Here is a 20,598-nt window from a genome sequence, read left to right on the forward strand (position 1 = left end):
CGGCCCGTGACGCTGCGCATGTCGATCACTTACGTAGCGTAGTCCTCTGCTGCTCATCGGCCGCTCCGCCCGCCCCGACGAGGCCCGTACGCATGCCGGTCAGCCGGTCCGCGAACCGCCGCATCTCGCGCTGGCCCACCGTCCCGATGACCCCGGGCAGATATCCGCGCACGCCCTGCATGCCGCGCAGCCACCACTGCCCGTAGACATGGCTCGACCGGCGCTCGATCCCGGCCACGAGCCGGTCCACCGCCGGGCCCAGCGGGTATGTCTTGTTGGACGGCCAGGGCAGCCGCTGCCTCAACTCCCGCATGACGTCGTCCTGGTCGGCCCCGCGCACCATGTCGGTGTCGGTCCACGACAGGTATCCGACGCCGACCTTCACACCCCGGTGCCCGACTTCGGCGCGCAGGCTGTGCGCGTACGCCTCCACACCGGACTTGGACGCGCAGTACGCGGTCATCATCGGCGCCGGGGTGATCGCCGCGAGGGACGCGATCTGCAGCAGATAGCCGCGACTCTCCAGCAGCATCGGCAGGAAGGCGCGGCCGGTCACCGCCGAGCCGATCAGGTTGACCTCGATCACCCGCCGCCAGGACTCCGGGTCGGAGTCGGCGAACGGACCGCCCGTGGCGACACCGGCGTTGGCGACGACGATGTCGACCCGGCCGAAGCGCTCCTTGACCTCCTGCGCGACCCGGGCCATCACCTCGTGGTCGGTGACGTCGGCGTGCCAGTGGTCGCTGTCGCTGTGCAGCCGCCCGGAGACCTCCTTGAGCGCGTCCGGTTCGAGTCCGACCAGCGCCACCTTCACCCCGCGCGCGGAGAGCTTGCGGGCCAGCAACTCCCCGACGCCGCGCGCCGCCCCGGTCACCACGGCGACCCTGCCTTCGAGGCTCACCCTGCTCATGCGCTCTCCTCCGTTACGACCGGGATGTGTGCCTGGACGAGCTCACGTATCTTGCCGGTCACCAGCTCGGGCGCCTCGACCGGCGTCATGTGGCCGATGCCGGGCAGCTCGGTGAGCCCGGCGCAGTGCGGCAGCGCTTCGGCCAGGGCCCGGGCGTGCACCGGAGGGGTCAGCCGGTCCGCCGTACCGGCCACCACGGCCGTGGGCACGTCCAGCTGCCGTACGCCGTGGTCCAGGTCGAGCAGGTCCAGCACGTGCGACCAGGTGTAGCGGACCTTGCGGGGGCAGGCGTGCACGATACGGGCGCAGGCCTCGACCATGTCCGGGGCCGAACCCGGGCCCATCGTCCCGTACTTGAGGATCCCGCGGGCCAGGGGCGTGACCGGGCCGAGCGGCGCCCGGGAGCCGAGGATCCGCCGGGTCAGCCAGGTCCGCAGCCGCCCGGGCCGCAGGGGGACGACGGTGGAGGCCGCGACCAGCTGCGAACTGCCCGTGCTGCACAGCAGGACGGCGACGGTGTGCTCGCGGAAGGCGGTCCTCCCGGAGGCCGCCATCACGGTCATGCCGCCCATGGAGTGCCCAGCGATCACGGCCTGTTCGCCGGGCGCGAGGGTGGCCTCCAGCACGGCTTCCAGGTCGTCGGCGAGCGCGTCGGTGGTGCACGCGGGGCTCGCGGGGCTGCGTCCGTGGCCGCGCTGGTCGTAGGCGATGACCCGGTGGTCGGCGGCGAGGTCGCGGATCTGCGCCGCCCAGAAGGCGGTGGAGCAGGTCCAGCCGTGGGCGAGGACGACGGCGGGGGCTGTCTCGGGTCCGTGGACCTCGACGTGCAGCCGGGCGCCGTCGGCGGAGACGGCGGTCAGTTCGCGCGCGGGGGCGGGCGGGGCGTAGGGCCCGGAGTCGGCGGACAGCAGGCGGCTCACGCGTCCACCCCGGCCTTCTGCTCAGCGGCCTTCTCGGTGGTCGTCACGGGGGCCCGCAGGACGTCGTACTCCGCGAGGTCCACCCGCCGCGTCGCCCGCCGGAACTCGGCTGTCGTACCGGGCCAGATGGTGGTGTTGCGGCCGCTCGCGTCGAGGTACCAGCTGGTGCAGCCGCCGGTGTTCCACACGGTCCGCCTCATGCGCTCCTGCACCCGGTGGTTCCAGTCGCGCACGGCGCTCGGCCGGGCGTCGAGGGCGACCCGGCCACCGAGGACGCCGACCTGGCGGACGAAGTCGGCCAGATAGTTCAGCTGGGACTCGATCATGAGGATCATCGAGGAGTTCCCGAGGCCGGTGTTGGGCCCGATGATCGTCATCCAGTTGGGGAAGCCGGCGGCTGAAGCGCCGCGCAGGGCCTCCATGCCGCCCTTCCAGCTCTCGGCGAGGGTCCGCCCGTCGGCGCCCACGACCCGCTCGGCGATGGGCATGTCGGTGACGTGGAACCCGGTGCCGAAGACGATCGCGTCCACCTCGGCCTCGCTGCCGTCGGCGGCGACGAGGGTCGACCCGCGGACCTCGGTCAGCCCGCTCGCGACGACGTCCACATTCGGCTGCGCGAGCGCCGGGTAGTACTCGCTGGACAGCAGGATCCGCTTGCAGCCGATGCGGTAGTCCGGGGTGAGCTTCGCCCGCAGCGCCGGGTCCTTGATGGCGCGGGCCATGTTGCGTTTGGCCAGCTGCTCGACGAAGCCGAGTTCGTTCGGCCGCTTGGTGAACGCCTGGACCTGCAACTCCCGGATGCCCCACAGCAGTCCGCGGCGCAGCTGTGAGGTGAAGGGCAGCTGCCGGTGGAGCCACCGCTCGGCGTCGCTGATGGCCCGGTCGACGCGGGGCATCACCCACGGCGGGGTGCGCTGGAAGAGCGTGAGCCGCGACACGTCGGGCTGGATGGCCGGCACGATCTGGATGGCCGAGGCCCCCGTCCCCACCATCGCGACGCGCTTGCCGCGCAGGTCGTAGTCGTGGTCCCAGCGGGCCGAGTGGAAGACCTTGCCCGGGAAGGAGTCCAGCCCGGGGATCTCCGGCACCTTCGGGTCGGACAGCGGCCCGGTGGCGGAGACGACGATGTCCGCCGACAGGCTCCCGCTGCTGGTCTCGATGTCCCAGCACAGCCGCTCGGCGTTCCACGTCATCCGCTTCACCTCCGAGTCGAAGCGGATGTGCGGCCGCAGCCGGAAGGTGTCCGTCACGTGCTCCAGGTAGGCGCGGATGTGCTCCTGTCCGGAGAAGGTGCGCGGCCAGTCGGGGTTGGGCGCGAAGGAGAACGAGTACAGATGCGACGGCACGTCACACGCGCACCCCGGGTAGCTGTTGTCCCGCCAGGTCCCGCCGACGCTGCTCGCCCGCTCCAGCACGACGAAGTCGGTGACGCCCTCGCGGCGCAGCCGCACGGCGGCCCCCAGCCCGCCGAACCCGGACCCGACCACCGCGACCCGCACATGCTCGCGTTCGTGTTCGCGTTCGCCCATGCCGACACCTCCACACACCACGAGAACCATGCCAGTGAACACTGGCGCAATGGGAGAGTAGGGCAGTCACGTACTGATGGGTAGGGGGCGGCTCAGGAAAGTCACCCTCGGTACGCCTTAAGGTGCCCAGGTGGCCGAGAAGCGTGAATACCGCATGGAAGAGCTGGCCCGCCTGGCCGGGATCACGGTGCGCACCCTGCGCTTCTACCGCGAACGCAAGCTGATCCCGCCGCCTCGCCGGGAAGGCCGTATCGCCTGGTACGACGACCAGCACCTCAACCGGCTGCGCACGATCACGGCCCTGCTGGAACGCGGCCACACCCTCAGCGGCATCGCGGAGCTGGCGGAGGCCTTCGACCACGGCCGGGACGTCGGCGACCTGCTCGGCGTCGGCGCCCCCACCGAGGAGGAGCCGGTCCACCTCACCCCCGAGGAACTCGCCGACCACTTCGCGGGCGAGGCGACCCCCGAGAACCTCGCCGCCGCGATGGAGCTCGGCTACCTCGGCACCGACGGCAACGAGATCGTCCACATCAGCCGCCGCCTCCTGGACGTCTCCTCGGCCCTGGTCCGCGAGGGCATCCCCCTCGCGGAGGTCCTCGGCGCGGCCAAGCAGGTCCGCACCCACGCCGACGCCCTCGCCGAACTCTTCACCGGCCTGGTCCTGCGCCACGCCTCCGAGGCCGACCTGCCCCGCCTGCGCCCGCTGGCCCGGAGCGTGGTGGAGGCGGAGCTGTCCCTGGCGATGGACCGCAGGATGCGCAGGTCTCAGCGGTCGTAGACGACGGTCACCGGCGCATGGTCGGACCACCGCTCCGCGTGCGTGACCGCCCGCTCCACGAACCCCTTGACCGCCCGGCCGGCGAGACCCGGGGTGGCCACGTGATAGTCGATCCGCCAGCCGGTGTCGTTGTCGAAGGCCCGCCCGCGGTACGACCACCACGAGTACGGCCCCTCGGTGTCCGGGTGCAGGGCGCGTACGACATCGACGTACCCGCCGTCCGCGGGATCGAAGACCTGGGACAGCCACTCCCGCTCCTCGGGCAGGAACCCGGAGTTCTTGGTGTTGCCGCGCCAGTTCTTCAGGTCGGCCCGCTGGTGGGCGATGTTCCAGTCGCCGCAGACCAGCACCTCGCGCCCGTCGGCGGCGGCCCGCTCCCGGAGCCCCTTCAGATGGGCGAGGAACTCGCCCATGAAGCGCTCCTTCTCGTCCTGCCGCTCGGTCCCGACCTCACCCGAGGGCAGATACAGGGAGGCGACGGTGACCCCCGGCAGATCGGCCTCCACGTACCGCCCGCTGCCGTCGAACTCGGACGACCCGAACCCGACCTGGACCCGGTCGGGCTCACGCCGGCTGTAGAGGGACACGCCGGCCCGCCCCTTCGCGGCGGCCGGCGCGTGCACCACGTGCCAGCCCTCGGGGTCCCGGACGGCCTCGGGCAACTGCTCCGGCTCGGCCCGCACCTCCTGGAGACACAGCACGTCGGCGTCGGTCTGCGCGAACCACTCCACGAAGCCCTTCTTCGCGGCGGCACGCAGCCCATTCACATTCACAGAGGTCACAGTGAGCACCCCGGCACGATACCGGCATGCTGGACGAGGTCCAGTTCCGGATCGAATACGGTAGCCGTCATGCAGATACGCCGGGTCTCCTTCGACCACCCCGACGCCGTGAAGCTGAACGACGAGGTCCAGGCCGAGTACGCCGTCCGCTACGGGGACGACGGGGACGCGACGGTCATGGCCGCGTCGGACTTCGAAGCGCCGAACGGCATCTACCTGATCGCGTACGACGAATTCGGCACCCCCGTCGCCTCGGGCGCCTGGCGCTCCCAGGACGCGAACGACGAAGGCAACCTGGACGGCGACGCCGAGGTCAAGCGCATGTTCGTGATCGAGCAGATGCGCGGCCGGGGCATCGCCCGCCGCATCCTGGCCGCCCTGGAGGAGGACGCCCGCGCGGCCGGCCGCATCCGCATGGTCCTGGAGACGGGCCTCAAGCAGCCGGAGGCCATAGCCCTGTACACGTCCAGCGGCTACGAGCCCTGCGCCAAGTTCGGGTACTACCGGCACTACGAGTCGAGCCGCTGCTTCGCGAAGCGACTCTGACACCTGGCTGACGGGGGCTCAGCGCCCGCCCCGCCCGCGGCCCTTGTCACGGAGCGCGTACTGTCCGCGTTGCCGCCACCACTCGGTGACCGAGCCGGTCTCGCCGCGCCGGTGCGGCGGCACCAGCGCCTTCGGCCAGTTGAACCAGGCGATCGTCACGTGCAGCACCAGCCAGCAGAACGAGGCCACGAGGAAGGTCGCGCCGACGTGGACCACGACGGGTCCCGCGCCGTTCGAGGCGGCGGTGGCAGCGGCGATGCTGATCGTCAGGCAGAGCAGCCAGGCGGCGAGGGCGACGATGCCGCGTTCGTGCCCCCGTCCGACCGACGGGTTCAGCGAGTACCCGACCACCACGTCGGGGGCCCGGCCGGAGCCGGTCCAGTGCAGCCATGCCGCCCGGACGAACCACAGGTTCATCCCGCCCAGGAGGACGGCGGCGACGATGTCGGGAACGAGGTCTGCCACAGCGCCTCCGCGGCGAGCACACCAGCCGGACACCCCAGTATCCGAGGTGAGATCGTCAAGAAGATCCACGGCGAGACCAAGCTTGGGCAAGCATGTGGTGCTGAACATACGTCAGAGCCCGGTCGGTTTCCCGACCGGGCTCTGAGCTGCGTGGACCTGAGGGGATTTGAACCCCTGGCCCCCTCGATGCGAACGAGGTGCGCTACCGGACTGCGCCACAGGCCCTTGCAACGAGTGAAACTTTAGCACCCCGATCGGCCTGCTTGGAAATCCGTTCCCGAGGGGCGGTCACCTGCGGCTTCGCGGTGCTACTCGTTGGCGGCCCGGGGCCGGTCCCCGTCCTCGTACTGGTCGAACAGCGGGGTGCGCCCGCGCTCCCGGGCCCGCCGGGCGGAGGCCGCGCGGCGGGCGTCACTGCGGCCGCCGCCGTCCGCCCTCTCCTCCGTGCGGGCCTCCGCCTCGCCGGGGGCCGCGCTGTCGGCGGGGGCCGGGGCGTCCTCGTGATCGGGGGTGACGGTGCTCGACCGCGCGGAGCTCCAGGTGTCGGGCGCCGCGAGGTCCACGTCATTGGTGGCCCGGGGCGCGACGGGCGCCGTCACATACGTCGGCAGGGGCACCGGCACCGGCTCCCAGCTGTCGCCCTGCCCCGGCCGCCGCTGCCGCTCGCGCTGCTGGTCGACCCACTCGGCGTGGTCGGTCTGCTCGACGAGTGCGCGCCGGTCCGCCGCGAGGGCCGACAGGCCGGGGTCGGTCGCCGGCTCGGGTCCCGCCCCCGGTTCGTCGGCCTCTTCGTCGGTGGCGGTGGGCCTGCGGGGCTGCCGCTGGCGCTCGCGCAGCCGCTGGGCCGCGGCCTCGGCCCGGCGGCGGTCCATCTGGTAGGTGAAGCGGCGGCGCTCCTGGGAGCGCAGGTACGCGATGTACACGCTGAGCATGACGGCGGGCACACCGGGCGCCCACAGGAACGCCAGGCCCCCGACGGCGGCGACGATCGCGCCCAGGGTGAAGGCGAGGAACAGCATGGTGGTGGTGCGCCGACGGCGCGCGAGCACCTTCGAGCGCCGGGCCCGCGCTGCGGCCGCCTGGTTCGCCTGGTTCGTCTTGTTCGCCCGGGGGGGCGCGCCGCGCCGGTCGGCGGACACCTGGCCCCGGCCGCGTTCGGCGCTCGCCGGGTGCGGTCCGGGCGCCGGGCGGGCCGGCTGCTCAGGGGCGGGCGACGGTACGGGCACCTGGGTCTGCGGACGCGTCTTGGACACGGCGAAGGCCCGGACGTCCACCGAGTCGGTGACGGCGTCCAGGTCGTCGGCGTCCTGCTCCCCCTCCTCGGCGGAGCGCGCCCGCAGGTCCTTGGCGTACCGGCGCTCCATGGCCGCCTTTCCGGACAGAAGCCGGATGGCGGTGCTGAAGCGTTCCGTCGGACGGGCCTCGTTCAGCTCGTCCTGCCTACGGAGCCACATCGGCACCAAGTAGGCGGCCCAGGCCCCGACAATGACTGCGTAGATGAGGCCGCTGCTGCTCACGCCTCACACGGTAGAGGGGTTTGCGTGAGGCCATCTGCCAATTGAGCCGGTGTGTCGCACGATCTGGCTGATATTTCGAACTTTTTTTGTGACCGATGCGATCAGCAGACCGCCCAGGCCGGGAATTCCATGCCCCAAGACGGTCATCGGCCGATCAATTTCGAACACATATTCAATTTCCGGGGTGGTGCCGGATTCCCGGATTACTCGCCGATCGTGCCCGGTGCCAGCGCCTCAGCAACCCGTCCGGCACCTCTTCCGCCGTGAGCGCGAAGACGAGGTGGTCGCGCCAGGCCCCGTCGATGTGGAGATAACGCGGCCTGAGCCCCTCCTCGCGGAATCCGAGTTTCTCCACGACCCGGCGGCTCGGGCCGTTCTCGGGGCGAATGCAGACCTCGATGCGGTGCAGCCCGACCGTGCGGAAACAGTGGTCCACGGCGAGCGCCACCGCCGTCGGCATCACGCCCCGGCCGGCCACCGCCTCGTCCACCCAGTAACCGACATGCCCGGAGCACATCGAGCCCCAGGTGATTCCGGCCACGGTCAACTGCCCCACCAACCGCCCCTGGTACTCGATGACGAAGGGCAGCATCCGGCCCGCGTTCGCCTCCGACCTGAGGTGGCGGACCATCTGGCGGAAGGTCGGGCGGTGCGCCAGCGGCCCGCTGGGCGTGGGCGGCGGAATGGTCGCCTCCCAGGGGCGCAGCCAGTCGCGGTTGCGCCGGTTGACCTCGCGCCACGCCCGCTGGTCGCGCAGCTTTATCGGCCGGAGGACGACATCGCCGTCCACCAGCTCGACGGGCCAGGATGGGCTGTTCAGCTCGCACCCCCACTGCCGGGTCTGGGGTGGTCACCGCCGCGGAGCTGCTCGACGGCGTGGACCAGCAGCGGCTCCAGGACCGCCAGTCCGTCCTTCACGCCGCCGCTGGAGCCCGGCAGGTTGACGATCAGCGTGCCGCCCGCCACTCCGGCCAGGCCCCGGGACAGCGCCGCGGTCGGCACCTTCTCCCGGCCGAAGGCCCGGATGGCCTCGGCGATGCCCGGCACCTCGTGGTCGATCACGCGGCGGGTCGCCTCGGGGGTGCGGTCGGTGGGCGAGATGCCCGTGCCGCCGGTGGTGACGATGACGTCGTAGCCGGTCTCGACACCGGCGCGCAGGGCCGCCTCCACGGGGTCGCCGTCGGGGACCACCTGGGGGCCGTCGACCTCGAAGCCGAAGCCCCTGAGGCCGTGAGCGATCAGCGGACCGCCCTTGTCCTCGTAGATTCCGGCGGCGGCCCGGTTGGAGGCGGTGACGACGAGAGCGCGATAGGTCATGCCCGGCTCCAGTCGCCCGACTTGCCGCCCGTCTTCTCCTCCACCCGTACGTCCGTGATGACCGCTCCCTTGTCGACCGCCTTGACCATGTCGATCACGGTGAGCGCGGCGACGGAGACCGCGGTGAGGGCCTCCATCTCGACGCCCGTGCGGTCCGTCGTCTTCACGGTGGCCAGGATCTCCACCGCGTCGTCCGCGACCGACAGGTCCAGTTTCACACCGGACACCGACAAGGGGTGACAGAGCGGGATCAGGTCCGGGGTCCGTTTGGCGCCCATGATCCCGGCGATCCGCGCGGTCGCGAGGGCGTCACCCTTGGGGACGCCCTCGCCGCGCAGCAGTTCGATCACGCGGGGCGAGACGAGGACGCGTCCGCTGGCGCGGGCGGTGCGCGCGGTCACGTCCTTCTCGGACACGTCGACCATGCGGGCGGCACCCGCCTCGTCGATGTGCGTCAGGCGGTCCTGCGTAGGGGGGTCCTGCATGCTCATGCTGTGTGGCGCTCCCGGTCCGGGCCTGCTGTGCGCGACACGGTACCCCCAACCAGCGCCTCTCAGCCGAGCAGGACCACCTCGACCTCGGTGCCGGGCTCGACGGACTCGGTGTCCTCGGGGACGACGATCAGCGCGTCGGCGTGGGCGAGGGCCGCGATCAGGTGGGATCCGGCGCCGCCGACCGGGGTGACCCGCCCGTCGGCGTACGTGCCGCGCAGGAACTGGCGGCGGCCCTTCGGGGAGGTCAGCGCCTTCTCGGCGGTCAGGGTCGCCCGGGTCGTGGGCCGGTGGACGTCCTCCAGGCCCATCAGGGCCCGGATGGCGGGGCGGACGAACAGCTCGAAGGAGACGTACGACGACACCGGGTTGCCGGGCAGCGCCAGCAGCGGCGTGTGGTCGGGGCCGATGGAGCCGAAGCCCTGGGGCTTGCCGGGCTGCATGGCGAGCTTGCGGAACTCGATGCCGCTGCCCGCCTCGTCCGCGTCGGCGACGTGGGACAGGGCCTCCTTGACGACGTCGTACGCCCCGACGCTCACACCGCCCGTGGTGACCACCAGGTCGGCCCGGACCAGCTGGTCCTCGATGGTGGAGCGCAGCGTCTCGGCGTCGTCGGCGACGGCGCCCACGCGGTAGGCGATGGCGCCGGCGTCGCGCGCGGCGGCGGTGAGGGCGAAGCTGTTGGAGTCGTAGATCTGACCGGCGCCCAGTTCCGTGTCGGGCTGGACGAGTTCGCTGCCGGTGGAGAGCACCACCACGCGCGGGCGCGGGCGCACCCGGACCGTGCCGCGGCCGATCGCGGCGAGCAGGGCGATCTGGGGCGGGCCGAGAATCGTGCCGGCCTCCAGGGCGCGGTCGCCGGCCTTCACGTCACTGCCCTTCGCGCGCACGTGCGCGCGGGCCTCGGCCGGGCGGTACACCTGCACGTGCCCCGTGGCACCCTCGGGGCCGAGGCTGCGGGCGCGCATCCCGGCCACCGGGCCCTCGCCGAGCCCGCCGTCGGTCCACTCGACGGGCACGACCGTCTCGGCGCCGGGCGGCAGCGGGGCGCCGGTCATGATGCGGGCGGCCTGACCGGGGCCCACGTGGAGCAGCTCGGTCTGGCCCGCGGCGACGTCCCCGACGACCTCCAGGGCCGCCGGGAACTCCTCGCTCGCGCCCGCCACGTCCGCGACCCGTACCGCGTATCCGTCCATCGAGCTGTTGTCGAAGGGCGGCAGGGACACCGGCACCGTGACGTCCTCGACGAGGACGCAGCCCTGGGCGTCGAGCAGATGCAGCTCGATGGGTTCCAGGGGGCGGACGGTGGCGAGGATGTCCTCCAGGTGCTCCTCCACCGACCACAGGTGGTCGGGGCCGGAGTGGTCCTGGCCGGTGACGCGGATCGCGGCGCTGCTCAACGTGCTACATCTCCTCGGCTACGTAACTGCGAAGCCAGGTCCGGAAGTCCGGGCCCAGGTCTTCACGTTCGCACGCGAGTCGGACAATGGCACGCAGGTAGTCGCCGCGGTCGCCGGTGTCATAGCGGCGGCCCTTGAAGACGACGCCGTGCACAGGGCCGCCGATGTTCTCGTCTTCCGCGAGCTGCTGGAGGGCGTCCGTGAGCTGGATCTCGCCGCCGCGGCCCGGCTGGGTCTTGCGCAGTATGTCGAAGATGTGCGGGTCGAGGACGTAGCGGCCGATGATCGCGTAGTTGGACGGGGCGTCGGCCGGGTCGGGCTTCTCGACCAGGCCGCTGACCTTGACCACGTCGCTGTCCTCGGTGGTCTCCACGGCCGCGCAGCCGTAGAGGTGGATCTGCTCCGGGGCGACCTCCATGAGCGCGATGACGCTGCCGCCGCGCTGCTCCTGGACCTCGACCATGCGCTGGAGCAGGGGGTCGCGGGGGTCGATGAGGTCGTCGCCGAGGAGTACGGCGAAGGGCTCGTCACCCACGTGCGGGGCGGCGCACAGGACCGCGTGACCGAGGCCCTTGGGGTCGCCCTGGCGGACGTAGTGCATCGTCGCGAGGTCGCTGGACTCCTGCACCTTGGCGAGACGGCCGGCGTCGCCCTTCTTCTGCAGCGCCGACTCCAGCTCGTAGTTGCGGTCGAAGTGGTCCTCGAGGGGGCGCTTGTTGCGGCCCGTCACCATGAGGACGTCGTCGAGACCCGCGGCGACGGCCTCCTCGACCACGTACTGGATCGCCGGCTTGTCGACGACCGGCAGCATCTCCTTGGGAGTGGCCTTCGTAGCCGGCAGGAACCGGGTACCGAGGCCTGCTGCGGGAATGACAGCCTTGCTGATCCGAGGGTGCGACTGAGTCATGCCCGCCACCTTATCCGGTGCCTTTGCATGGAATCTGCGGCTCCGGTTCATAGGCGCTCATATGAGCGTATTGCAACGGTACGGGAGCAACCTTTGAGTCACATCGGACGTCCGGGCGAGCCTGACAAGCGGAGTTTGCGGCTCGAGTTCCTCGCGGTGAGGAACAGGTTGACGGCGGATGACCTGCGGGAAACGTCGATCGCGCTGGCCCGGCGGGCGCTGGAGCTGCCCGAGTTGGCGCGGGCCGCAACGGTGGCCGCGTACGTCTCCGTGGGGAGTGAACCGGGGACGCTCGCGCTCCTGGACGCGCTGCGCGCCCGGGGCGTACGCGTCCTGCTGCCGGTCCTGCTGCCCGACAACGACCTGGACTGGGGCGTCTACGAGGGCGAGGGCTCGCTGGCGCGCGTCCGACACGGCGGCAGGATGGCCCTCTTCGAGCCCGCCGGCGAGCGCTTCGGGCCGGACGCCGTGACCACCGCCGACGCCGTGCTGCTGCCGGGGCTGGCGGTCGACGCGCACGGGATGCGGCTGGGGCGCGGCGGAGGCTCGTACGACCGGGTGCTGGCGCGGCTGGAGCGGGCGGGTGCGCGTCCCGCGCTGGTGGTGCTGTTGTACGACTCGGAGGTCGTCGAGCACGTCCCCGGGGAGCCGCACGACCGGCCGGTGCACGCGGTGGTGACGCCCTCGGGGGTGCGGCGGTTCGGGCCGGGGAGCTGACGCGGAAGCGGCCCTCCACGCGCGCGTGGCGGGCCGCTTTTCGGTTTCCGGTGTCAGCGGCTCACGGCTTGAGCACCAGCTTGTCGGCCGTGCCGTCCTCGACCGCCTTGTCCGAGAAGGACCACGGGAGCAGTTCGCCGTCGGCCCACTTGTCCGTCTGGTCGACGTAGTGGGCGCTGTAGGCGTGCCCGGAGGCGCCGCTGAGATTGATCCAGCGGGACTTGTCGAGGTCGCCGAGGTTCACGACCATCCGCATGGACGGCACCCACACCACGCCGTAGCCGCCGGCCGCGTTCCAGCCGGTCGCGTTGACGGTGGCCTCGCCGCCGCTGAGCTCCCACGGGCCGCGGTTGAGGGCGTACTGGACGAATCCGGGGCCCTCGGTGCCGAGGGTCTGGTTCTTCAGGAACAGGCGGTGCAGCCGGCCCCAGGTCCAGCTGTCGATGTTCTTGCCGAGCTTGGCGGTCAGCTCCCAGCGGGCGTCGATCATCGCGCGCCGGAACAGCTGGTCGCGGTTGACGGCGGCGGGGCGGGTGCCCGCCTTGGGCGTCTTCCACCAGTCGCTGTCCGGCTGGTCCATCAGCTTGCGGACGACCTCGAACCAGCGGTCGCCGCCGTCGGGCTGCGCCTGGTCGGGGTCGCGCTCGCCGCACTCGCGCACGTCCTCCGCCTCGTCGGCGGGCCCGGTGGTGTTGACCGGCTTCACCCACAGGCACTGGCCCTTGACCCGCAGCTCCTTGGGCAGCTTGTTGCCGAAGGCGAGCTTGAGGATGTTGCGCCAGACCGCATTGAAGTAGGCGGCGGCCGCCGAGTCGGTGTCCTGGGTGTAGTCCCAGCCCTCCAGCAGCTTCTGCGCCTCGCGGACGTCCTTGTTCTTGGTGTCGATCTTGAGCAGCGTGGGCACCAGCAGCCGGGCGATCTCGCTGCTGTTGTCCAGCTGCATCTGGCGCATGTCGTCCGTGGAGATCTTGCCGCCGTCCTTGATCTTCGACTGGATCAGGTCGGTGATCCGCTGGCTGCGCGTGCCGTAGCCCCAGTCCTCGGTGAGCGTGTAGGGGTACTTGTCCGGGTCGATCACGGCCTGGTTGGCGGTGACGATGTAGCCGCGCTCCGGGTTGTACTCGTACGGCAGCTCGTCCTGCCGGATGTAGCCGGTCCAGCGGTACTTGGGGTCCCAGCCGGGCGCCGGGACGGAGCCGTCGTCGTCCTGGGAGCGCTTGGGGATCCTGCCCGGCAGGGTGTAGCCGATGTGGTCCTCGGTGTCCGCGTAGACCAGGTTCTGCGAGGGCACGTCGAACAGGGCGGCGGCCTTGCGGAAGTCGGTCCAGTTCTTCGCCCGGTCCATGGCGAAGACGGCGTCCATGCTGGTGCCCGGCTGAAGTGCGGTCCAGCGCAGGGCGACGCCGTAGCCGTCACCTCTGTCGGGCGCGGCGGTGTCGACGGTGGCCTTCTTGCCGACCTTCACGAGCTCCTTGGCCCGGTCGGACAGCAGGGGCCCGTTGTTGGTCTCGCGGACGACGATCTTCCTGGGCGCGCCGCCGGCGACCTTGATGGTCTCCTCGCGCGTCTCGAAGGGCCTGACCTTGCCGTCGTACAGGTAGCCGTCGCCCGTGATCTTCTCCAGGTAGAGGTCCGTGACGTCGACGCCGGAGTTGGTCATGCCCCAGGCGATGTCCTGGTTGTGACCGATTATCACGCCCGGCATGCCGGCGAAGGTGTAGCCGCTGACGTCGTACTGGCACGCGCTGGAGACGCTGCGGCAGTGCAGGCCCATCTGGTACCAGACGGACGGCAGCGAGGGCGACAGGTGCGGGTCGTTGGCCAGCAGCGGCTTGCCGGTGATGGTGTGCTTCCCGCTGACGACCCAGGAGTTGGAGCCGATGCCGTCACCGTTCACGCCGACGGCCGGCGGGAGGTCGCTCAGGGCGTCGCTGAGGCCGGTGAGCTGGCTGTCCAGGCCCGAGGTGCCGGAGGCGGTACCGGAGGTGCCGGAGGCCGTTCCGGAGGTGCCGGAGGCCGTGCCCGCGGTGCCCGCCGTGCCGGCCGCGGTGCCGCCGGTTGCTGTGCCCGTGCCGCCGATGCCGGTGCCGCTCGTGCCGCCCTGTTCGAACGCGCCCGTCAGCTCGTCGTACTGGCCGTCCTGGACGATCGCCTTGTTCCGGCTGTACGGGTACTGCGGGTACAGCTCGGCGATCTGCTTCGGGCCGAGGCGGCTGGTCAGCAGGGCGCGGTCGATCTCGTCCTGCATGTTGCTGCGCAGGTCCCAGGCCATCGCCTTCAGCCAGGAGACCGAGTCGACCGGGGTCCACTTCTGCGGCTTGTAGTCGTTGGTGAAACCGAGCGCCGCGTACTCCAGGGAGATGTCCTTGCCGTCCTTGCCCTGGAGGTAGGAGTTGACCCCCTCGGCGTAGGCCTGGAGGTACTTCTTGGTGGCGGCCGACAGCTTGGTGTCGTACTCCTGCTTGGCGACCCGCTCCCAGCCGAGCGTGCGCAGGAACTCGTCGTTGTCGACCTGGCTCTTGCCGAACATCTCCGACAGCCGGCCAGCGGCCATGTGACGGCGTACGTCCATCTCGTAGAACCGGTCCTGCGCCTGGACGTAGCCCTGCGCCATGAACAGGTCCGCGTCGGAGGAGGCGTAGATCTGCGGGATGCCGTAGCCGTCCCGCTTGACCTCGACGGGTCCCGAGAGGCCCTTGAGCGTGAGGGAGCCCTTGGTCTGGGGGAAGGAGGCCCGGACCGTGCTGATGGACCAGTACGCCCCGAAGGCGAGGCCTCCGATCAGTGCCAGCACCAGGACGAGCACGATCAGACGTGCTTTGCGCCCCTTTCTCCTGCCGGACTTGCCGGGCTGCTGACCCGTGGAGGCGGTGGTGTTCGGGGGCATCGCTGTCCTTGCTGTCCTAAGTCGAGCGGCAGGTTCGGCTGTGCTTTTAACTGAGCGCTGGAGCAACGATAGGCGCAGGGTCTTGCGCGCCTTGACGCGGAGTCGGGAACCAGCCCGGACGAGCGTTCGATCCCACCCCCGGAAGTGTCAAGAAATCGTCAAGAGTTAGGTAAGGTAACGAAGTAGTTGGCGCGATGCGCCACAGCGTCATGTGCGATGTACGTGAGCCCACGCGCGCGTGCGGGTGGGCCAGGGAAGGATTCGGCCGCTGACTGTTCACCACCTCAACCAGCTCCTGCTCGTCTGCTCGCTCGTCCTGCTCGTCGCCGTCGCAGCGGTACGGATCTCCTCGCGCAGCGGGCTCCCCAGCCTGCTCGTGTATCTGGGGATAGGCGTCGCCATGGGCCAGGACGGCATCGGCGACATCCACTTCGACAACGCCGAACTGACCCAGGTCATCGGATACGCGGCCCTGGTCGTGATCCTGGCCGAGGGCGGTCTGGGCACGAAGTGGAAGGAGATCAAGCCGGCCCTGCCGGCCGCCACGGCACTGGCGCTGGTCGGTGTCGCGGTGAGTGTCGGGGTGACGGCGTCGGCCGCGCACTACCTGATCGGGCTGGAGTGGCGGCAGGCGCTCATCATCGGGGCGGTCGTCTCCTCGACCGACGCGGCGGCCGTGTTCTCCGTGCTGCGGAAAATCCCCCTCCCCGCGCGCGTGACGGGCACCTTGGAGGCGGAGTCCGGCTTCAACGACGCCCCGGTGGTCATCCTCGTGGTCTCGCTGTCCACGGCGGGGCCGGTCGAGCACTGGTACGTGCTGCTGGGCGTGATCCTTCTGGAGCTGGCCATCGGCGCGGCCATCGGCCTCGCGGTCGGCTGGCTCGGTTCCTGGGGGCTGCGGCACGTGGCGCTGCCCGCCTCCGGCCTCTACCCGATCGCCGTCATGGCCATCGCCGTGGTGGCGTACGCGGCGGGCGCGCTGGCCCACGGCAGCGGATTCCTCGCCGTGTACCTCGCCGCGATGATGATGGGCAACGCGCGGCTGCCGCACTGGCCGGCCACGCGCGGCTTCGCCGACGGGCTGGGCTGGATGGCGCAGATCGGCATGTTCGTCCTGCTCGGGCTGCTGGTCACCCCGCACGAGCTGGGCGACGACATCGTGCCCGCGCTCGCCATCGGGCTGGTGCTGACCATGGTGGCGCGCCCGCTGAGCGTGCTGGTCTCCCTGCGGCCCTTCCGGGTCCCCTGGCAGGAACAGGCCCTCATGTCCTGGGCGGGGCTGCGCGGGGCGGTGCCCATCATCCTGGCGACCATTCCCATGGTGGAGGGCGTCGAGGCGAGCCGCCGGATCTTCAACATCGTCTTCATCCTGGTCGTCGTCTACACCCTCGTGCAGGGTCCGACGCTGCCGTGGCTGGCCCGCACGCTGCGTCTGGGCGACGGTTCGGAGGCCGCCGACCTCGGCATCGAGTCGGCCCCGCTGGAGCGGCTGCGCGGGCACCTGCTGTCCGTGGCGATCCCCGAGGGCTCGAAGATGCACGGCGTGGAGGTCGCCGAGCTGCGGCTGCCGCCCGGTGCCGCCGTGACGCTCGTCGTGCGCGAGTCAGAATCGTTCGTTCCGCTTCCTACGACGGTGCTGCAGCGCGGGGACGAGCTGCTCGTCGTGGCCACGGACCCCGTCCGGGACGCCACGGAGCGCCGGCTGCGCGCGGTGGGCCACGGCGGCAAGCTGGCCGGATGGCTCGGGACGGACGGGGCGAGTCGGTAGGCGAGTCGCTAGGGTCGGTTTTGCGCCGTTCGTGATCCTGATTTCACAGGCGGACGCGTCCGCAGTGCTCTTTTTCACAGGCAGGCCCCTCCAGGCGCCTGTACGATGAAGGCATCACCCCAAGATCGAACCAACTCTGCCTGACGCAGAGCTGGCGCGACCGTATGGCGGTCGGGTCACCCCTCCTCACCGGGCCCCGGCATCTACCGCAGTTCCGCGCAAGAGGACAGCTCTCGGCGCCGCCCGTTCACGGGCCCGCGCTACCAGGCGGCAGAAAGGCACGGGCCGTGGCGTCCACGGTCACCTCGAAGAAGTCGACGGCTTCCGCCCGCCCGGGATACGGCCGGCTGCTGCGCACCCGCGGCGCCTGGACCTTCCTGCTCCCCGGCTTCGCGGCGCGCCAGCCGTTCGCGATGCTGACCATCTCCATCGTGCTGCTGGTGCAGCACACCACCGGCTCGTACGGAGCGGCGGGCGCCGCCGCGGCCGTCACCGGTGTCTCCATGGCCCTGTTCGCGCCCTACAGCGGCCGCCTCGCGGACCGTCACGGGCAGCGGGCCGTGCTGGTCCCCGGCGTGCTGCTGCACACGCTGTCCGGGCTGACGCTGACGGCGCTGGCGCTGACGGACGCCCCCTTGTGGGCGCTGTTCGCGGCGGCCGTCCCGACCGGCGCCTCGGTGCCGCAGGTCGGGCCCATGGTGCGGGCCCGCTGGGGCGTGAAACTCAAGGACTCGCCGCTCATGACCACCGCGGCGGCCTTCGAGTCCGTCACGGACGAACTGACCTTCGTCGTCGGCCCGCTGCTGGCCACCGCCCTGTGCACGGCCGTCGACCCGGCCGCCGGGCTGGTCACGGAGGCCTCGCTGACCCTGATCGGCGGTCTGCTGTTCGCCGCGCAGAAGAGCACCCAGCCCTCGGTCGGAGGCGGCAGCGGCCACGCGCGCGTGGAGCACGCCTCCGCGCTGCGGATCCCCGGGGTGCGCGTGCTGATCGTGACGTTCCTGGGCATCGGGTCCGTCTTCGGCGGGATGCAGGTCGCGCTGGCCGCGTTCACCGAGTCGATCGGCGAACCGGGCCTCAACGGCGTCCTCTACGGGGTCTTCGCCGCGGGCAACATGCTCTCCGGCGTGGTCTGCGGCGCGATCGCCTGCAAGGTGGCCCCGCAGCGGCGCCTCGTCGTCGGCTACACGGCGCTCGCGCTCACCGCGTCGGGCCTGTGGGCCGCCCACTCGGTGCCGGTCCTGGCCGGGCTCGGCCTGCTGGTCGGCATGTGCATCGCGCCCGCTCTGATCACCGGCTACACCCTGGTCGAGAGCCTGGTCCCGGCCGGTGCCCGCACCGAGGCCTTCACCTGGCTGACCGGCGCGGTGGCGCTCGGCCAGGCGGCCGCCGTCACGGTGGCCGGACAACTGGAGGACCGCTTCTGGGACGGTGCCGGTTTCCTGGTGCCGATGGGCGGTACCGTGCTCGCTCTGGCGACCCTCCTGGCCCTGCGTTCCCGCCTGGCGGGACGCGCCCAGGGCCGCACCGTCGCGCGTGGCGTGGGTCACCGCGTGCCGGTGGCAGTGGACTGAACGGCCGGAATACGTCAAGATGGATCGTCGTTAGCACTCATCGAGTGAGAGTGCCAGGAGGAAGACAGTGCCCACCTACCAGTACCAGTGCACCGAGTGCGGCGAGGGCCTCGAGGCGGTGCAGAAGTTCACCGACGACGCCCTCACCGAGTGCCCCAGCTGCAAGGGCCGCCTGAAGAAGGTGTTCTCGGCGGTCGGCATTGTCTTCAAGGGCTCCGGCTTCTACCGGAACGACAGCCGCGGCTCCTCGTCGAGCAGCGCACCGGCGTCGAAGTCGTCGAGCTCCTCGTCGTCCTCGGACTCCGGCTCCGGCTCCGGCTCGAGCTCGTCGTCGAGCACCGGCAGCTCCACCAGCAGCAGCAGCACCGCCGCGTAAGGCTCGTTTCTTACGGGACCCTGTCGCCTTTCGGCGGTGGGGTCCTCGGCGTTTCCCCGTGCGGTTAGGGTGCGGGCATGGCGAACAAGGCGAACGCGGCGAGCACGGGCAGCGGGGCGAACGTGGAGGGCGCCGGGATCGGCGTCATCGGCGGCTCGGGGTTCTACTCCTTCCTCGACGACGTGACCGAGGTCCAGGTCGACACCCCGTACGGGCCGCCCAGCGACTCCCTCTTCCTCGGCGAGATCGCCGGCCGGCGCGTCGCCTTCCTGCCCCGGCACGGGCGGGGCCACCACCTGCCGCCGCACCGGATCAACTACCGGGCCAACCTGTGGGCACTGCGGTCGGTCGGCGTGCGCCAGGTGCTCGCCCCCTGCGCCGTGGGCGGCCTGCGCCCCGAGTACGGGCCGGGCACGCTGCTGGTGCCGGACCAGCTGGTCGACCGGACCAAGTCCCGCGCGAACACGTACTTCGACGGGCTGCCGCTGCCCGACGGGACGGTGCCGAACGTGGTACACGCGTCGCTGGCCGACCCCTACTGCCCCACCGGGCGGGCCGTCGCGCTGAAGGCGGCGCGCGGCCGTGACTGGGAGCCGGTGGACGGGGGCACGCTGGTCGTCATCGAGGGGCCGCGCTTCTCGACCCGTGCCGAATCGTTGTGGCACCAGGCGCAGGGCTGGTCGGTGGTGGGCATGACCGGCCACCCCGAGGCGGCGCTCGCCCGCGAGCTGGAGCTCTGCTACACGTCCCTGACCCTGGTCACCGACCTCGACGCCGGCGCCGAGACCGGCGAGGGCGTCTCGCACGACGAGGTGCTGCGGGTGTTCGCGGCGAACGTGGACCGGCTGCGGGGCGTGTTGTTCGACGCCGTGGCGGGGCTGCCGGAGGAGGACGAGCGGGGCTGTCTGTGCGTGAACGCGCTGGGCGGGATGGACCCGGGGTTCGCGTTGCCGTAAGCAGACGTTGCCATGGGCGGAAGTTGCCGTTCGGGTGAGGGAGTTGTCCACAGGGCGGCGGTAGGTCCACAGGCCTGAGCGGGCTGGGCCGCGAAGCCTCATCGTGGGGAGCGCAAAGCCGGTCGCTCGTCACAGGTGGTGGTTCCCCATGTCCCTCGCTCCGTCTTCCTCGTTCCCGACCCTGCCTTCTTGGTCTGCTGCCGCATGCCCGCCCGGCCCCGAGGTGCCGGCCACCCGTGAGGTGCCGCGGTTCGACCCCGTACGGGTGCGCGGCCGGGCCGGCCGGCTCGTGCGCAACCGGCGGCGGGCCCTGGCCGTGGGGCTCGCGGTCACCGCGACCGCGCTGGTGGCGGCGGGACCGCGGGGTGCCGAGGGGGCCCGTGGGCATCCCCGGGCCCAGCCGCCCGCGCACGCGGCCGCGGCGTCCGGGGAGCAGCCGGTGCGCACGCGTCGGGCCACGGGGGCGGTGACGGCTCCGGTCCGGATCGCCGACGCGGCCACCGTGCGGCTGCTGCGGCCCGGTGACCGGGTCGACGTCATCGCCGCCGAGGAGACGGTGTCAGGCGGTGATGCCCGAGTGGTCGCGCGCGGGGCTCGGGTGACGAAGGTGCCGGAGCCGCTGGAGGGCGCGGGCGACACAGGGGCGCTGGTCGTGCTGTCGGTGCCGCGTGCCACGGCGGCCCGGCTGGCCGGTGCGAGCGCCACCGCGCGGTTGGCGGTGACGCTGTGGTGACGTCCCTGGTCTCGTCAAGTCG

At 71.5% G+C, this 20,598-nt stretch carries 20 protein-coding genes and 1 tRNA gene; 8 read left to right on the plus strand and 13 right to left on the minus strand.

What is annotated here, in order from left to right:
- Window positions 1-25: 25 nt before the first annotated feature.
- From ACIBL4_RS27155 to ACIBL4_RS27165, 3 genes are read right to left on the minus strand one after another with little or no spacing between them, the layout of a single operon-like run.
- Window positions 26-910 (minus strand): SDR family oxidoreductase, encoded by an 885-nt coding sequence (locus ACIBL4_RS27155; RefSeq protein WP_399414430.1) that lies wholly within the window; start codon window positions 908-910, stop codon window positions 26-28.
- Entirely contained in the window at window positions 907-1,830 is a 924-nt protein-coding gene (locus tag ACIBL4_RS27160) for an alpha/beta fold hydrolase (RefSeq protein ID WP_399414431.1), read from the minus strand. The genes ACIBL4_RS27155 and ACIBL4_RS27160 overlap by 4 nt, the downstream gene beginning before the upstream one ends.
- The gene (locus tag ACIBL4_RS27165) at window positions 1,827-3,359 is read right to left on the minus strand and encodes a flavin-containing monooxygenase (protein WP_399414432.1); all 1,533 of its coding nucleotides are present in this window, start codon (window positions 3,357-3,359) and stop codon (window positions 1,827-1,829) included. Before ACIBL4_RS27165 ends, ACIBL4_RS27160 begins: the two co-directional genes overlap by 4 nt.
- Window positions 3,360-3,489: 130 nt before the next feature.
- Between ACIBL4_RS27165 and ACIBL4_RS27170 the strand changes: the two genes are divergently transcribed.
- Window positions 3,490-4,140 carry a MerR family transcriptional regulator gene (locus ACIBL4_RS27170; protein ID WP_399414433.1) on the plus strand — a complete coding sequence of 217 codons (651 nt, stop codon included), beginning with the start codon at window positions 3,490-3,492 and terminating at the stop codon, window positions 4,138-4,140.
- Here ACIBL4_RS27170 and ACIBL4_RS27175 read toward each other — a convergent pair.
- On the minus strand, window positions 4,128-4,931 hold the full coding sequence (locus tag ACIBL4_RS27175; protein ID WP_399414434.1) for an exodeoxyribonuclease III: 804 nt from the start codon (window positions 4,929-4,931) through the stop codon (window positions 4,128-4,130). The two genes, ACIBL4_RS27170 and ACIBL4_RS27175, sit on opposite strands and share 13 nt — an antisense overlap.
- A gap of 60 nt (window positions 4,932-4,991) precedes the next feature.
- On the opposite strand from ACIBL4_RS27175, the gene ACIBL4_RS27180 reads away from it, so the two are divergent.
- Window positions 4,992-5,468, plus strand: a complete 477-nt coding sequence (locus tag ACIBL4_RS27180; RefSeq protein WP_399414435.1) for a GNAT family N-acetyltransferase — start codon at window positions 4,992-4,994, stop codon at window positions 5,466-5,468.
- 18 nt (window positions 5,469-5,486) lie between these two features.
- On the opposite strand, the gene ACIBL4_RS27185 is transcribed toward ACIBL4_RS27180, so the two are convergent.
- The 8 genes from ACIBL4_RS27185 to galU form a co-directional block, all read right to left on the minus strand.
- A complete protein-coding gene (locus ACIBL4_RS27185) occupies window positions 5,487-5,933 on the minus strand; it encodes a hypothetical protein (protein ID WP_399414436.1) in 447 nt (148 codons plus the stop codon).
- Window positions 5,934-6,084: 151 nt separating this feature from the next.
- Window positions 6,085-6,158: transfer RNA gene (locus ACIBL4_RS27190), tRNA-Ala, on the minus strand.
- Window positions 6,159-6,241: 83 nt separating this feature from the next.
- Entirely contained in the window at window positions 6,242-7,450 is a 1,209-nt protein-coding gene (gene glpR, locus ACIBL4_RS27195; RefSeq protein WP_399414437.1) for a gephyrin-like molybdotransferase receptor GlpR, read from the minus strand.
- 172 nt (window positions 7,451-7,622) lie between these two features.
- Window positions 7,623-8,243 carry a GNAT family N-acetyltransferase gene (locus ACIBL4_RS27200; protein ID WP_399414579.1) on the minus strand — a complete coding sequence of 207 codons (621 nt, stop codon included), beginning with the start codon at window positions 8,241-8,243 and terminating at the stop codon, window positions 7,623-7,625.
- A 23-nt stretch (window positions 8,244-8,266) separates the two neighbouring features.
- Window positions 8,267-8,767 (minus strand): molybdenum cofactor biosynthesis protein B, encoded by a 501-nt coding sequence (locus ACIBL4_RS27205; protein WP_020276509.1) that lies wholly within the window; start codon window positions 8,765-8,767, stop codon window positions 8,267-8,269.
- A complete protein-coding gene (moaC, locus tag ACIBL4_RS27210) occupies window positions 8,764-9,258 on the minus strand; it encodes a cyclic pyranopterin monophosphate synthase MoaC (protein ID WP_029180854.1) in 495 nt (164 codons plus the stop codon). The genes ACIBL4_RS27205 and moaC overlap by 4 nt, the downstream gene beginning before the upstream one ends.
- Before the next feature lie 62 nt (window positions 9,259-9,320).
- A complete protein-coding gene (glp, locus tag ACIBL4_RS27215) occupies window positions 9,321-10,658 on the minus strand; it encodes a gephyrin-like molybdotransferase Glp (RefSeq protein ID WP_399414438.1) in 1,338 nt (445 codons plus the stop codon).
- A gap of 4 nt (window positions 10,659-10,662) precedes the next feature.
- Window positions 10,663-11,565: a UTP--glucose-1-phosphate uridylyltransferase GalU gene (gene galU / locus ACIBL4_RS27220; protein WP_399414439.1), complete on the minus strand. Its 903-nt coding sequence runs from the start codon at window positions 11,563-11,565 to the stop codon at window positions 10,663-10,665.
- Window positions 11,566-11,658: 93 nt separating this feature from the next.
- On the opposite strand from galU, the gene ACIBL4_RS27225 reads away from it, so the two are divergent.
- Entirely contained in the window at window positions 11,659-12,282 is a 624-nt protein-coding gene (locus ACIBL4_RS27225) for a 5-formyltetrahydrofolate cyclo-ligase (RefSeq protein WP_399414440.1), read from the plus strand.
- A gap of 61 nt (window positions 12,283-12,343) precedes the next feature.
- Here the strand turns inward: ACIBL4_RS27225 and ACIBL4_RS27230 are convergent, their stop codons facing one another.
- Complete coding sequence (locus tag ACIBL4_RS27230) at window positions 12,344-15,169, minus strand: penicillin acylase family protein (protein WP_399414441.1); 2,826 nt, start codon at window positions 15,167-15,169, stop codon at window positions 12,344-12,346.
- Window positions 15,170-15,407: 238 nt separating this feature from the next.
- Here ACIBL4_RS27230 and ACIBL4_RS27235 point away from each other — a divergent pair, with 238 nt between their 5' ends.
- From ACIBL4_RS27235 to ACIBL4_RS27255, 5 genes are all read left to right on the plus strand, one after another.
- Window positions 15,408-16,937 carry a potassium/proton antiporter gene (locus ACIBL4_RS27235; protein ID WP_399414442.1) on the plus strand — a complete coding sequence of 510 codons (1,530 nt, stop codon included), beginning with the start codon at window positions 15,408-15,410 and terminating at the stop codon, window positions 16,935-16,937.
- Window positions 16,938-17,224: 287 nt separating this feature from the next.
- The gene (locus ACIBL4_RS27240; RefSeq protein ID WP_399414443.1) at window positions 17,225-18,511 is read left to right on the plus strand and encodes an MFS transporter; all 1,287 of its coding nucleotides are present in this window, start codon (window positions 17,225-17,227) and stop codon (window positions 18,509-18,511) included.
- 67 nt (window positions 18,512-18,578) lie between these two features.
- Entirely contained in the window at window positions 18,579-18,887 is a 309-nt protein-coding gene (locus ACIBL4_RS27245; protein WP_399414444.1) for an FmdB family zinc ribbon protein, read from the plus strand.
- 77 nt (window positions 18,888-18,964) lie between these two features.
- The gene (locus ACIBL4_RS27250) at window positions 18,965-19,843 is read left to right on the plus strand and encodes an S-methyl-5'-thioadenosine phosphorylase (RefSeq protein ID WP_399414445.1); all 879 of its coding nucleotides are present in this window, start codon (window positions 18,965-18,967) and stop codon (window positions 19,841-19,843) included.
- 148 nt (window positions 19,844-19,991) lie between these two features.
- The gene (locus ACIBL4_RS27255; RefSeq protein WP_399414446.1) at window positions 19,992-20,576 is read left to right on the plus strand and encodes a hypothetical protein; all 585 of its coding nucleotides are present in this window, start codon (window positions 19,992-19,994) and stop codon (window positions 20,574-20,576) included.
- The last annotated feature ends 22 nt before the right edge of the window (window positions 20,577-20,598 follow it).

Source organism: Streptomyces sp. NPDC050416 (assembly GCF_044458845.1).
GTDB lineage: Bacteria > Actinomycetota > Actinomycetes > Streptomycetales > Streptomycetaceae > Streptomyces.

What these genes read in the sequence shown, in the direction of transcription:
- ACIBL4_RS27205 (WP_020276509.1), bottom strand. Translation starts at nt 8,767, where the DNA reads ATGACCTATCGCGCTCTCGTCGTCACCGCCTCCAACCGGGCCGCCGCC.
- moaC (WP_029180854.1), bottom strand. Translation starts at nt 9,258, where the DNA reads ATGAGCATGCAGGACCCCCCTACGCAGGACCGCCTGACGCACATCGAC.
- ACIBL4_RS27180 (WP_399414435.1), top strand. Translation starts at nt 4,992, where the DNA reads ATGCAGATACGCCGGGTCTCCTTCGACCACCCCGACGCCGTGAAGCTG.
- ACIBL4_RS27230 (WP_399414441.1), bottom strand. Translation starts at nt 15,169, where the DNA reads ATGCCCCCGAACACCACCGCCTCCACGGGTCAGCAGCCCGGCAAGTCC.
- galU (WP_399414439.1), bottom strand. Translation starts at nt 11,565, where the DNA reads ATGACTCAGTCGCACCCTCGGATCAGCAAGGCTGTCATTCCCGCAGCA.
- ACIBL4_RS27255 (WP_399414446.1), top strand. Translation starts at nt 19,992, where the DNA reads ATGTCCCTCGCTCCGTCTTCCTCGTTCCCGACCCTGCCTTCTTGGTCT.
- ACIBL4_RS27165 (WP_399414432.1), bottom strand. Translation starts at nt 3,359, where the DNA reads ATGGGCGAACGCGAACACGAACGCGAGCATGTGCGGGTCGCGGTGGTC.
- ACIBL4_RS27155 (WP_399414430.1), bottom strand. Translation starts at nt 910, where the DNA reads ATGAGCAGGGTGAGCCTCGAAGGCAGGGTCGCCGTGGTGACCGGGGCG.
- ACIBL4_RS27250 (WP_399414445.1), top strand. Translation starts at nt 18,965, where the DNA reads ATGGCGAACAAGGCGAACGCGGCGAGCACGGGCAGCGGGGCGAACGTG.